This window comes from Superficieibacter sp. 1612_C1, from assembly GCF_015234305.1.
Taxonomy (GTDB): Bacteria; Pseudomonadota; Gammaproteobacteria; order Enterobacterales; family Enterobacteriaceae; genus Superficieibacter.
The window spans coordinates 345,680-358,031 of the sequence record NZ_JADGMI010000004.1 but is presented as its reverse complement, the minus strand read 5'-3'; the positions used below and the strand labels follow the sequence as shown (position 1 = coordinate 358,031).

The following is a 12,352-nucleotide window of genomic DNA, read 5'->3' as shown; positions in this document are numbered from 1 at the left end:
TTTTTTATCTCCCTCTTTGTCAATTATTTGTGAGTTAGATCACAAGATATTTTTGTCAGGATTTTTCCGAGTGTGATCAAACGCAAATTGCGTTTGCGGTTAAAAGTTGCGCTGTAATTTTCTTACCGACCCTGCGTCCCGCCTCACCATCTCCGATCACGATGTCATTTATATGACGCATCGTAAAAAGCGACGCGATGAACATCCTATTCTGCGCCATACTTACCTTTTTGTTGGCGAAAAGGAGCAGGCATGAAACTCATCGGCAGCTATACCAGCCCGTTTGTACGTAAAATTTCGGTGATCCTGCTGGAAAAAGGCATCACCTTCGAATTTATCAACGAACTGCCTTATAACCAGACGAACGGCGTGGCACAGTACAACCCGCTGGGAAAAGTGCCTGCTCTGGTGACGGATGACGGCGAATACTGGTATGACTCGCCGATTATTGCCCGATATATTGAGCAACTGGATATCGCACCAGCACTGATCCCGAAAGAGCCAAAAGCGGCGCTGCGCATTTGCCAGCTTGAAGCGCTGGCCGACGGCATCATGGATGCGGCGCTGGTCTCGGTGCGCGAGCAGACGCGTCCGGTGGCGCAGCAATCTCCCGAGGAGTTGCTTCGCCAGCGGGAGAAAATCAGCCGCGCGCTGGATGCGCTGGAGGCTTACCTCGTTGACGGCACCCTGAAAAGCGACGAGGTGAATCTGGCGACCATCGCCATTGCCTGCGCCATTGATTACCTCAATTTCCGTCGGGTATCGCCAGGCTGGTGCGTGGACCGGCCACAGCTGGTTAAGCTGGTGGAAACGCTCTTCCAGCGGGAGAGCTTTGCCCGCACCGAGCCACCAAAGGCATAACACTTTATACCGGGACGCGGTAAACTCTTTGCGCATAGCGGCCCCTCTCCAGGCGAGAGGGGAATAACTCCTTACTGCCAGGCGCGCCCATGACTACCCATTCACTGTACAGCCAGCTTCCCGCCACCGATCGTCTGCTGCGCGATCCCGCTTTTCTAACCTTACTGGAAACCTGGGGCCGTAGCCGCGTGGTGGAGACCCTGCATCAGCTTCAGGAGACGGCGCGCGAGCGCATTCGTGAACAGCAGCGTTTGCCGGAGTGGTGTAACGACTGGCCTACGGCGGTGCTTAGCCAGCTTGAGCGCAGCGAACAGGGCGCGCTGCGTCCGGTCTTTAACCTGACCGGCACGGTGCTGCATACCAACCTGGGCCGGGCGCTTCAGGCAGAATCCGCCGTGGAAGCCGTGGCGCAGGCGATGCGCTCGCCGGTGACGCTGGAGTACGATCTGGACGGTGCCGGGCGCGGCCATCGCGATCGGGCGATTGCCGATCTCCTTTGTCAAATCACCGGGGCGGAAGATGCCTGTATCGTGAACAACAACGCGGCGGCGGTGCTGCTGATGCTGGCGGCGACGGCGAACGGTAAAGAGGTGGTGGTTTCACGCGGTGAGCTGGTGGAGATTGGCGGCGCGTTTCGTATTCCGGACGTGATGCGTCAGGCGGGCTGTGTGCTGCACGAAGTGGGCACCACCAACCGCACGCATGCAAAAGATTATGTTCAGGCCATCAACGAAAATACCGGCCTGTTGATGAAGGTCCACACCAGTAACTACAGCATTGAAGGGTTCACCAAAGCGGTGGACGAAGCGGAGCTGGCGGCGATTGGCCAGGAGCAGGGCATTCCGGTGGTAGCGGATTTGGGCAGCGGTTCGCTGGTCGATCTCAGCCAGTACGGCTTGCCAAAAGAGCCGATGCCGCAGGCGCTGATTGCCGCGGGCGTCAGCCTGGTGAGTTTCTCTGGTGACAAGCTGCTCGGCGGTCCGCAGGCAGGGATTATCGTCGGTAAAAAAGCGCTGATCGCGCAGTTGCAGAGCCATCCGCTGAAGCGCGCGCTGCGCGCGGATAAAATGACCCTCGCGGCGCTGGAAGCCACGCTGCGCCTGTATCTGCATCCGGAAGCGCTGGCTGACAACCTGCCCACGCTGCGCTTACTCAACCGTAAAGCGGAGGCGATCCATCAGCAAGGTGTGCGCCTGCGGGAACAGCTCAACGGACGTTATGCCGATGAATTTGTCGTGCAGGTGATGCCGTGTTCCTCGCAAATTGGCAGCGGTTCCCTGCCGGTGGAGCGTCTGCCCAGCGCCGCGCTGACCTTTACGCCGTTCGACGGGCGCGGCGGTCGTCTGGAAGCGTTAGCTGCCCGCTGGCGGTCGCTGCCGGTGCCAATTATCGGACGTATTTATGACGGTTGCCTGTGGCTGGATCTGCGTTGTCTTGAAGATGAATCCCGTTTTCTGGAGATGGTACTGCAATGATTATTGCCACCGCCGGGCATGTTGACCACGGCAAAACGACACTGCTGGAGGCGATCACCGGCATCAACGCTGACCGCCTGCCGGAAGAGAAAAAGCGCGGCATGACCATCGACCTGGGTTATGCCTACTGGCCGCAGCCGGACGGCCGCGTGCCGGGCTTTATCGACGTTCCCGGCCATGAAAAGTTTCTGGCGAATATGCTGGCGGGCGTCGGCGGTATCGATCATGCGCTGCTTGTGGTGGCGTGCGACGATGGCGTGATGGCGCAGACCCGCGAGCATCTGGCGATCCTGCAACTGACCGGCAGCCCGACGCTGACGGTGGCGCTGACCAAAGCGGATCGCGTTGATGAGGCGCGCGTTGAGGCGGTGCGCCAGGAGGTCATCAGTACGCTGCACGCGTATGGTTTTTCTGGCGCGTCGCTATTCGTGACTGCCGCCACGCAGATGCAGGGCATTGATGCGCTGCGCGAGCATCTTCTGCAATTAAGCGAGCGTCCGCATCCGGAACATCAGCGTTTTCGGCTGGCCATTGACCGCGCGTTTACCGTTAAGGGGGCCGGGCTGGTGGTCACCGGCACCGCGCTTTCCGGCGATGTGCGCCCTGGCGATTCGCTCTGGCTGACCGGGGTGAACAAACCGATGCGCGTGCGCAGCCTGCATGCGCAGAACCAGCCGACGGACCATGCGCACGGTGGGCAGCGTATTGCCCTGAACATCGCGGGCGACGCGCAGAAAGAAGACATCACCCGTGGCGACTGGCTGTTATCCGACGCGCCGCCTGCGCCGTCAGAACGGGTTATCGTCGAGCTGCAACGCCATGCGGCGCTGAGTCAGTGGCAGCCGCTGCACATTCACCATGCCGCCAGCCACATTACCGGGCGCGTCTCCCTGCTGGAGAACAACCTCGCCGAGCTGGTGCTCGACACCCCACTATGGCTGGCGGATAACGACCGCCTGGTGCTGCGCGATATCTCCGCGCGCGAAACGCTGGCGGGCGCGAGAGTGATTGCGCTAAACCCGCCCCGGCGCGGCAAGCGCAAGCTGGAGTACCTGCAATGGCTGGCGACGCTGGCGGCGTGTGATAGCGATGCGCAGGCTCTCTCCGTGCATCTCCAGCGCGACGCCGTCCGGCTGACGGACTTCGGCTGGGCGCGACAGCTTAACCGGGCAGGGCTTGAGACGTTAATCGACCGCCCTGATTATCTCCAGGCAGGAGGCTGCCTGCTGGATGCGCCGCTGGCGGCACGCTGGCAGCGTAAGCTGATGGACGCGCTGACGATTTATCACCAGCAGCATCCTGACGAACCGGGACCGGGCCGCGAACGCCTGCGACGTATTGCGCTGCCGATGGAAGATGAGCCGCTGGTGCTGACGCTGATTGAGCAGATGCGTGACAGTGGCGTGATCCACAGCCATCACGGCTGGCTGCATTTGCCGGATCACAAAGCGGGCTTTAGCGACGAGCAGCAGGCGATCTGGCAACGGGCCGCCGTTCTGTTCGGCGATGAACCGTGGTGGGTGCGCGACCTGGCGCGGGAAACCGGCACCGACGAGCAAGTAATGCGCGCGGTGCTGCGGCAGGCGGCGCAGCAGGGGATGATTACGGCGATCGTCAGAGATCGTTATTACCGTAACGATCGCATCGTGACCTTCGCCAGTATGGTCCGCGAGTTAGACGAGCAGCGCGGATCGACCTGCGCGGCGGATTTTCGCGATAAGCTCAACGTCGGTCGCAAGCTGGCGATTCAGATCCTCGAACACTTTGACCGCATCGGTTTTACCCGTCGCCGCGGCAACGATCATATTCTGCGTGATAAGGCGTTTTTTATTCACGAGGAATAAGTTTATCGGTATATAAATATCCTCCGGTGATAATACCGGAGGAGCGTTAATGGCGTATTTGTTCACGTGCGGCTTTTTATTTTTTTGCACAGGCCGGATAAACTGACGTCACCATCTTATTGTGGATAGTGCGCAACCTGCCCTGCGGCGCTGCGCTTGCGCGGGCCTGGGATTTTATCCGTGCGTCGATCCGTAGGCCGGATAAGGCGCAGCCGCCATCCGGCATCGCGGGCAGGGCGTAATATTTTTATTTATTCCCAGGTGTTATTTTTTAACGCGACATCACACTCTCTCCATCCGCATAAGCATATATTTCCTTCAGTTTTTACTTTTTTGAGGAAATTATTATGCCCGCATTTTATATCCCCGCTATAAATATTCTTGGTATGAATACTCTGGCCGAAGCGCTGGAGACCATGGTCAGCTTTAATTTCAAAAAAGCACTGATCGTCTGCGGCACCACCCTGAATAAACAGGGGATCGTCGATCGCATTCAGGCCGATTTACAGCAGAAAGGCATCGCCAGCGTGGTCTATAACGGTTCCCGCCCTAATCCCGGCGTGAAGAGCGTCAATGCCGGGCTGGCGGTGCTGCGTGAGCATCAGTGCGACTGTGTGATCTCCATCGGCGGCGGCTCGCCGCACGACTGCGCCAAAGGTATCGCGCTGGTAGCGACTAACGGCGGTGATATCCGTGACTACGAAGGCATTGACCGCTCCACCAAACCGCAACTGCCGCTGATTGCCATTAACACCACCGCCGGAACCGCTTCAGAAATGACGCGCTTCAGCATCATTACTGACGAAGAACGGCATATCAAAATGGCGATCGTCGATAAACACGTGACGCCGCTACTGTCGGTCAACGATCCGGCGTTAATGATGGGGATGCCCGCCTCCCTGACCGCCGCCACCGGGATGGACGCGCTGACCCACGCCATCGAAGCCTATGTTTCCATCGCGGCGACGCCCATCACCGACGCCTGCGCGCTGAAAGCGATAGCAATGATCGCCGAACATCTGGCAGTGGCCGTCGCGGATGGCCGCAACGAAACGGCGCGCGAAGCCATGGCCTATGCGCAGTTCCTCGCGGGTATGGCGTTTAACAACGCCTCGCTGGGCTACGTTCATGCGATGGCGCACCAGTTGGGCGGATTTTACGATCTGCCGCACGGCGTCTGTAACGCGATCCTGTTGCCGCACGTCCAGGCGTTTAACAGTAAAGTGGCGGCGGGGCGTTTACGCGACTGCGCGCAGGCAATGGGCGTCGATACTCGCTTACTGAATGATGAGCAGGGCGCGCAGGCGTGCCTGGATGCGATCCGTAAGCTGGCGCGGCAGGTGGATATTCCTACCGGTCTGCGCGATCTGCACGTCAAAGAGGAGGATATTCCGCTGCTGGCGACTAACGCCCTGAAAGACGCCTGCGGCCTGACCAACCCGATTCAGGCCACCCACGATGAGATCATGGCAATCTATCACTCCGCGATGTAATCGTACTGCTGCGCTCCGCTATTTTCCCCAGGGCGCGGCTTTGCGCTGCGCCAGCCATACCGCGCCCAGCCTGCCCGCCTGATTACCCAGCTCGCACGGATGAATCGGCACCTGTAGCGCCTCCCACATCTCAAACTTTTCCAGATGGCGGTTTAATAACGGATACAGTTTCTCCTGCTCGCTGACCCCTCCGCCGATAAGCACCACCTGCGGGTCAAACATGGAGATCACGCTGTAGACGCCGCGTGCAAGGAAATTTCCCCAGTCATTGACCGCTTCACGCAGATGGACATCGCTCTCCATGCGTTCAAAAATCTCCTTTCCGTGCGGCATCTCTTCGGCAGGCAGCGCCAGCGCCTGACGACAGAGCTTCATTAGCCCTTTAGCCGACGCTATTTCATGCATACATTCGCCGTTATTACCGACCGGCATCACGCCGAACTCGCCGGCATGAAAATGCGACCCGCGATACAGTTCACGATCGACAATAATGCCGCCGCCGATGCCGGTGCCCAGCGTAATGCAGACTAAATTATCGTAGCGCTGACCCGCACCGCGCCACATCTCGCCCAGCGCGGCGCAGTTGGCATCGTTCTCTACCACCAGCGGCAGCTCGGTCAACTCGCCAAACATCTCCAGCAGATTTTCATCGTCCAGATAGTCCAGCGCGCCCGCCTTTGCCGCATGACCGGTATGCGGGTTGATATGCCCCGGAAAGCTAATGCCGATGGCGGCAATGTCGTGCTCCTTCTGACAGGCGGCTACTGCCTCGCGCCATTTTTCTTTGAAGGTTTGCGCATCTTCCGGCGTATCGTATTCTTCATTGGTTAACTCCTCGCCGTCCTCATCGATCACGCCATACTTAATATGGGTTCCCCCAACATCAAAACCGATATAACGCTGCATATCTTCTCCAGGAGTTAAACCGTCACTCTCTAAGTATGGCTGAAGCCTGCCGGGGAAACGTAAAGGAAAGTAATTCGTGAAGCGCGTCGTAAAGCGGTGAACGACTGGCGAATAATTCATCAGCGGCGTCTACCCTTGTAAGACTATCCGTGACAAGGAGACGCCCATGACCAACAACCCTGCCTCTTCCCGCATTCAGCCCGGCGAATACGGTTATCCTCTTGAACTGAAATCGCGTTACGACAACTTTATCGGCGGCGACTGGGTCGCCCCGGCGGACGGCGAGTACTATAAAAACCTGACGCCGGTGACCGGACAGCTGCTCTGTGAAGTTGCCTCCTCCGGTAAGAGAGATATCGACCTGGCGCTGGATGCCGCACACAAGATAAAAGATAAATGGGCGCATACCTCAGTACAGGATCGCGCGGCGATCCTGTTTAAAATCGCCGATCGCATGGAGCAGAATCTGGAACTGCTGGCGACGGCGGAGACCTGGGATAACGGTAAGCCAATCCGCGAAACCAGCGCCGCCGACGTGCCGCTGGCGATCGACCATTTTCGCTACTTCGCTTCCTGTATCCGCGCGCAGGAAGGGGGCATCAGCGAAGTGGATAGTGAGACCGTCGCCTACCACTTCCACGAGCCGCTGGGCGTGGTCGGGCAAATTATTCCGTGGAACTTCCCACTGCTGATGGCCTGCTGGAAAATGGCTCCGGCGCTGGCGGCAGGTAACTGCATCGTGCTCAAACCGGCACGCCTGACGCCGCTTTCGGTGCTCCTGCTGATGGAAATTATTGGTGATTTGCTGCCACCGGGCGTACTTAACGTGGTCAACGGTGCAGGCGGTGAAATCGGTGAATATCTGGCGACCTCGAAACGGATTGCGAAGATTGCCTTTACCGGTTCGACCGAAGTCGGCCAGCAGATCATGCAGTACGCCACGCAGAACATCATCCCGGTAACGCTGGAGCTGGGCGGTAAATCGCCCAATATTTTCTTCGCCGATGTCATGGATGAAGAGGACGCCTACTTTGATAAGGCGCTGGAAGGATTCGCGCTCTTTGCCTTTAACCAGGGCGAAGTCTGTACCTGTCCGAGCCGGGCGCTGGTGCAGGAGTCAATCTACGAGCGCTTTATGGAGCGCGCCATCCGCCGCGTAGAAAGCATCCGCAGCGGTAACCCGCTCGACAACGGCACGCAGATGGGGGCGCAGGTGTCGCAGGGTCAGCTGGAAACCATCCTTAACTATATCGATATTGGTAAGCAGGAAGGGGCGGATATCCTGACCGGCGGGCGGCGCAAGGATCTGACGGGTGATTTGCAGGGCGGTTATTACCTCGAACCGACGATTCTTTTTGGTCAGAACAATATGCGCGTTTTTCAGGAAGAAATCTTCGGCCCGGTGCTGGCGGTGACGACGTTTAAAACCATGGAAGACGCGCTGGAGATCGCCAACGATACCCAATATGGTCTCGGCGCGGGTGTCTGGAGCCGCAACGGCAGCCTGGCATACAAAATGGGACGCGGTATCCAGGCGGGACGCGTGTGGACCAACTGCTATCACGCCTACCCGGCACATGCGGCCTTCGGTGGCTATAAACAGTCCGGGATTGGCCGTGAAACCCATAAGATGATGCTGGAGCATTACCAGCAGACCAAATGCCTGCTGGTCAGCTACTCTGACAAACCGCTGGGGCTGTTTTAATTCGTTGCCTGAAAAACCTGCCGGGCGGCGCTGCGCTTGCCCGGCCTACAAAAGGTGGACGCATCAGTATCCGTAGGCCCGGTAAGCGCAGCGCCACCGGGCATGAGGTAACGGGTTGCCCTGTATCCGTAGGCCCGGTAAGCGTAGCGCCACCGGGCATGAGGTAGCGGGACTAACGTTAATCCAACACCTTCACCTGTAGCGGACGAAAACGGCTATACACCCACAGGCCAAAACAAACAATCGTCCCGAGGAACATGGTGAAAAGGACGCTGATAAACAACCCGCTCACCAGCGCCAGCGGCAGGGCGAGCACGCCGTGCACCGTCTCGTTATTCCAGCTCACCATGTCATAGCCGAAAATGCCCATCACCCCGCAAATCAGGCTAAAAATCAACATCGGAATGCTAAGGCCGATAAGCATTAAACGATAGATAACGGACGCTTTAACGCGCTTAACGGTGATCCCAGAGGCGATGTCTTTACTCATTTATGTTGTTCTCTATGCTGGTATAAATGCGGTAGAGAATAGCATGAGACATAACTTGAGACCCGGCAAACTCACGCCGCCGGGCCGTATCGCTTACTGCATTTCATTCACCCAAATCCGCATCTCCCCCTCGCCGCGGTTGGCCCAGCTAAACCACGGAATAAAGGTTAGCGTCTGTGGTTGGGACGTCGCAGGATGCGCATCGTAATGCCAGAGCGGTTGCTGCGCGGCGTCGGCTGTCGTCTGCTTCACGCCTTCTGCCTGAAGCAGCACTTTGTGAGCGAAAATGCCTTTACCTTCAAAGGCGGTAAAGGTGCTCTCTTTAGGTAACCAGAGGTTATGCAGCTCTTCGCCGTTATCCGCCTGTTCAAGACAGTACACCAGCGGCCCGCGCTGAATGGCGACTTTTCCCGCCACGTGTCGCACCAGCGGATTACCGTAAACCCGGCGGATCGGCATCGGTAGCGTGAGCGTTAAGGTGTCGCCTTCCTGCCAGCGGCGCGAGATGTGCAGATAGCCTTTACGTACCTCAGGGGGAACCTCCGCGCCGTTTAGCGTGACCTGCGGGGTCTCGCACCAGTCCGGCAGACGCAGCGCCAGGGTATGATTAACCTGCTGAGGGGAATCGATGGTGATATGCACCTGTTCCTGCCACGGATAGTTGCCGCTAATGCGCAGGCGCAGCGTCTCGTTACCGACCGGGATCTCCACGCTGTTGCCAACATAGAGGTTGATATACAGCGCGTCCGGGCGCGGCGTATAAATATAATGCCCCAGCGACGTCAGCACGCGGGCGATATTTGGCGGGCAGCAGGCGCAGCCAAACCAGCGCTGGCGCACGGGTTTTACGTGATCGTAGATATGGTTAAACTTCAGCGACCGCGGGTGTACCTCCAGCGGATTGACGTAGAAAAAGTGCTTGCCGTCGAGCGCCATTCCGCCAAGGACGGTGTTGTAAAGCGCGCGCTCCATCACGTCGGCATACTGGCTGTCGGCCTCCATTTCCAGCATCCGGCGGGCAAACATCATCAGCCCGATGGAGGCGCAGCTTTCAGCATAGACAGTATCATTGGGTAAATCGTAGTCGCTGCTGAAGGCTTCGCCGCTGCTCTGCGAACCGATACCGCCGGTAATATAGAGCTGACGCTGGGCCATGTTTTTCCACAGACGCAGGCAGTCCTGCCGCTTGCCTTCATCCTGACTTAAACGCGCCAGGTGTGCCACGCCGGTCATCAGATAGACAAATCGCACCGCGTGACCAATGGCGGTCTGCTGTTCGGCCAGCGGTTGATGCGCCTGGCTGTAGGCTTTGTCTTTCACCATCCATGCCGGACCGTAGTTATTCCAGTAAGATGTTTTCCCGCGCTTTTCATATTCGACGTCGTAAAAGTGCGGCTGCGTGCCGCGCTGCTCAACAAAATAATTCACCAGCGTCAGGTAGCGCGGCTCCTGTGTGACTTCGTAGAGCCGCATCAGCGCCAGTTCGATCTCCGGATGGCCTGGATAGCCATGAAGCTGCTCTTCACCGGGACCAAACACGCTATCGATATGATCGGCCAGCCGACAGACAACGTCCAGCAGGCGGCGTTTACCCGTCGCCTGGAAGAAGGCCACCGCCGCCTCAATCATATGCCCGGCGCAATAAAGTTCATGGCACTCCGCCAGATTGGTCCAGCGATCTTCCGGCGCTTTGACCGTAAAATACGTGTTCAGATAACCGTCCTCGCACTGGGCGGCGGCAACCAGTTCGATGACCTCATCGGCGGTTTTTTCCAGCTGCGGATCGGGTTTCTGGCACAACGACCAGGCGACCGCTTCCAGCCATTTCGCCACGTCGCTATCCTGAAACACCATGCCGTAAAACTCACCCTCCTGAAGACCCGCCGCAATGCGGAAATTTTCTATCGCGTGGCTGGGATCGGTTTCGGGGATGCGATCGTTAAGCGCGTCCCACTGATAAGGGATCACCACGTCGCGCACCAGCTGTTGATACTGGCCGAGAAACGGATCGTTCACTTTCAGTTTATGCAGATCGACTTCCATTACAGACTCCTTAAACGTGGGCATGGCGCTGACGCAAATCGGTGGCAATACGCGCCATCATCGGATTATTAAGGCGGCAGGCGCGGATCGAAAACGCCAGCAGCAGATGGAAAAGGGCGGGCAGCAGGGTTTCCATGGCGGTAATGCCCTGGAGTGAACTGGCAGTTTGATTACTCAGGCCCGGCTGATACGCCACGAAAATAAAGACCAGGCTGATAATGCCCGCGCTGGCAGCCCAGGCCAGCTTGATGAAAAACAGGTTAAACGCAAAGTTCATGCCCGAAGAACGCACGCCGGTTTTCCATTCGCCGTAGTCATCGGCAAACGCCATCAGCGAGAAGTGCAGCGGCAGCGTAAAACCAAGAATAATGCCGTTCCCGAGAATGACCGCCAGCCACAGCGTCTGGTAAGCCGGGCCGATCGGCAGAAACCACATCGCGACCGCCAGCGCCGCCAGTACCAGATTGGTGTAGTAGTAGAGTTTTACCGTATCAATCCGGCGCGAGAGCGGGTTGACGATCACCGAACCGAGAATGGAGGCAAAAGTCACCATCGTGAAAAAGAGTGAGGTATAAGCCGTACTGCCTTCGAGGGCATAGGTGATGAAATACATATAGCCGCCGCCGCGGATGTTAAACACGTTAATCAGCAGAAACGACATGACCAGCATCAGCAAAAGCTGATCGTTTTTACGTAGTCCGGCCAGATGCTCCCGCAGGGTGAAGTTGCCCATCGCGCTGAGTGAAACGCGCTCGCGTACCCAGAAAAAGCAGCACAGGAACATGACGACGGCAACCGCACACAACACGCCGACGCCCAATTGATAACCGCGCGCCGCATTGCCGTTGCCCAGCTCGGCGACCAGCCACGGCAGGCCCACGGAGACCAGAAAACCGGCCACCCCGCACAGGACAAATCGCCATGACTGGCAGGAGATCACCTCGCTATGCCGGGTGGTCATCGTGTTAATCAGCGCGCAATAGGGGACGTTGATGGCGGTATAGCCTACCGAGAGCAGCAGATAGGTGCCGAATGCCCAGGCGATTTTTATGCCCATGCTGGCGTCCGGTACGGTGAAGGTCAGCACGCCGATAATACCAATCGGCAGCGCGATCCACAGTTGCCAGGGACGAAATCGTCCCCAGCGGCTTTGGGTGCGGTCGGCGATAACTCCCATCAACGGATCGGAAATGGCGTCGAACACGCGCAGGGCGATAAATAACGTGCCGACCAATGCGGGCGTCAGGCCGAAAATATCAGTATAGAAAAAGGTTAAAAAATTCATGATCAGACAGGTGATCACTGTCCCGCCGGCATCGCCCAGCCCGTAGCCGATTTTTTCACGAATCGACAGTTTTTCATCAAGTGCTTTTTGCGTAATTTCTGTGGCAGTAATTGGGGTGGAAGTCATAAATAACTCCTCGCGTAATCGAAATTTTATCCAGCATTCACCGCTTATTCGCTGGCGGTCTTTTTTGTAATTTGCAAAGTACCCTGTAAATTTTGCATGGAAAAAATTCGTCAACAAGGGAGCA

Annotated in this window: 9 protein-coding genes; 5 read left to right on the top strand and 4 right to left on the bottom strand. The window is 57.6% G+C overall.

Translation table 11 applies throughout. The annotated features are described in order from the left end of the window. Positions 1 to 252: 252 nt before the first annotated feature. The 4 genes from INT84_RS15740 to yiaY all read left to right on the top strand — a co-directional run bounded on the left by INT84_RS15740 (position 253) and on the right by yiaY (position 5,673). Complete coding sequence (locus INT84_RS15740; protein ID WP_194207548.1) at positions 253 to 861, top strand: glutathione S-transferase; 609 nt, start codon at positions 253 to 255, stop codon at positions 859 to 861. 89 nt (positions 862 to 950) lie between these two features. Beyond that, positions 951 to 2,336: an L-seryl-tRNA(Sec) selenium transferase gene (selA, locus tag INT84_RS15735; protein ID WP_194207547.1), complete on the top strand. Its 1,386-nt coding sequence runs from the start codon at positions 951 to 953 to the stop codon at positions 2,334 to 2,336. Next, on the top strand, positions 2,333 to 4,180 hold the full coding sequence (gene selB, locus INT84_RS15730; protein WP_194207546.1) for a selenocysteine-specific translation elongation factor: 1,848 nt from the start codon (positions 2,333 to 2,335) through the stop codon (positions 4,178 to 4,180). The genes selA and selB overlap by 4 nt, the downstream gene beginning before the upstream one ends. 341 nt (positions 4,181 to 4,521) lie before the next feature. Further along, positions 4,522 to 5,673, top strand: coding sequence for an L-threonine dehydrogenase (gene yiaY / locus INT84_RS15725; protein WP_370529679.1), 1,152 nt, complete (start codon positions 4,522 to 4,524; stop codon positions 5,671 to 5,673). Between the two features lie 18 nt (positions 5,674 to 5,691). On the opposite strand, the gene INT84_RS15720 is transcribed toward yiaY, so the two are convergent. Next, positions 5,692 to 6,579, bottom strand: a complete 888-nt coding sequence (locus INT84_RS15720) for an ROK family protein (protein ID WP_194207544.1) — start codon at positions 6,577 to 6,579, stop codon at positions 5,692 to 5,694. Positions 6,580 to 6,745: 166 nt separating this feature from the next. Here INT84_RS15720 and aldB point away from each other — a divergent pair, with 166 nt between their 5' ends. Then, positions 6,746 to 8,284: an aldehyde dehydrogenase AldB gene (gene aldB, locus INT84_RS15715; RefSeq protein WP_194207543.1), complete on the top strand. Its 1,539-nt coding sequence runs from the start codon at positions 6,746 to 6,748 to the stop codon at positions 8,282 to 8,284. Positions 8,285 to 8,462: 178 nt separating this feature from the next. On the opposite strand, the gene INT84_RS15710 is transcribed toward aldB, so the two are convergent. From INT84_RS15710 to INT84_RS15700, 3 genes are all read right to left on the bottom strand, one after another. Beyond that, positions 8,463 to 8,774 carry a hypothetical protein gene (locus tag INT84_RS15710; protein ID WP_194207542.1) on the bottom strand — a complete coding sequence of 104 codons (312 nt, stop codon included), beginning with the start codon at positions 8,772 to 8,774 and terminating at the stop codon, positions 8,463 to 8,465. Positions 8,775 to 8,867: 93 nt separating this feature from the next. Further along, positions 8,868 to 10,841 (bottom strand): glycoside hydrolase family 127 protein, encoded by a 1,974-nt coding sequence (locus INT84_RS15705; RefSeq protein WP_194207541.1) that lies wholly within the window; start codon positions 10,839 to 10,841, stop codon positions 8,868 to 8,870. Beyond that, positions 10,828 to 12,228, bottom strand: coding sequence for an MFS transporter (locus tag INT84_RS15700; protein ID WP_194207540.1), 1,401 nt, complete (start codon positions 12,226 to 12,228; stop codon positions 10,828 to 10,830). Before INT84_RS15700 ends, INT84_RS15705 begins: the two co-directional genes overlap by 14 nt. Between the last annotated feature and the right edge of the window lie 124 nt (positions 12,229 to 12,352).

Bases quoted from the DNA above. Each gene is read 5' to 3' on its own strand.
- INT84_RS15740 (WP_194207548.1), top strand. From the start codon at position 253: ATGAAACTCATCGGCAGCTATACCAGCCCGTTTGTACGTAAAATTTCG.
- INT84_RS15700 (WP_194207540.1), bottom strand. From the start codon at position 12,228: ATGACTTCCACCCCAATTACTGCCACAGAAATTACGCAAAAAGCACTT.
- aldB (WP_194207543.1), top strand. From the start codon at position 6,746: ATGACCAACAACCCTGCCTCTTCCCGCATTCAGCCCGGCGAATACGGT.
- selB (WP_194207546.1), top strand. From the start codon at position 2,333: ATGATTATTGCCACCGCCGGGCATGTTGACCACGGCAAAACGACACTG.
- selA (WP_194207547.1), top strand. From the start codon at position 951: ATGACTACCCATTCACTGTACAGCCAGCTTCCCGCCACCGATCGTCTG.
- INT84_RS15720 (WP_194207544.1), bottom strand. From the start codon at position 6,579: ATGCAGCGTTATATCGGTTTTGATGTTGGGGGAACCCATATTAAGTAT.
- INT84_RS15705 (WP_194207541.1), bottom strand. From the start codon at position 10,841: ATGCCCACGTTTAAGGAGTCTGTAATGGAAGTCGATCTGCATAAACTG.
- INT84_RS15710 (WP_194207542.1), bottom strand. From the start codon at position 8,774: ATGAGTAAAGACATCGCCTCTGGGATCACCGTTAAGCGCGTTAAAGCG.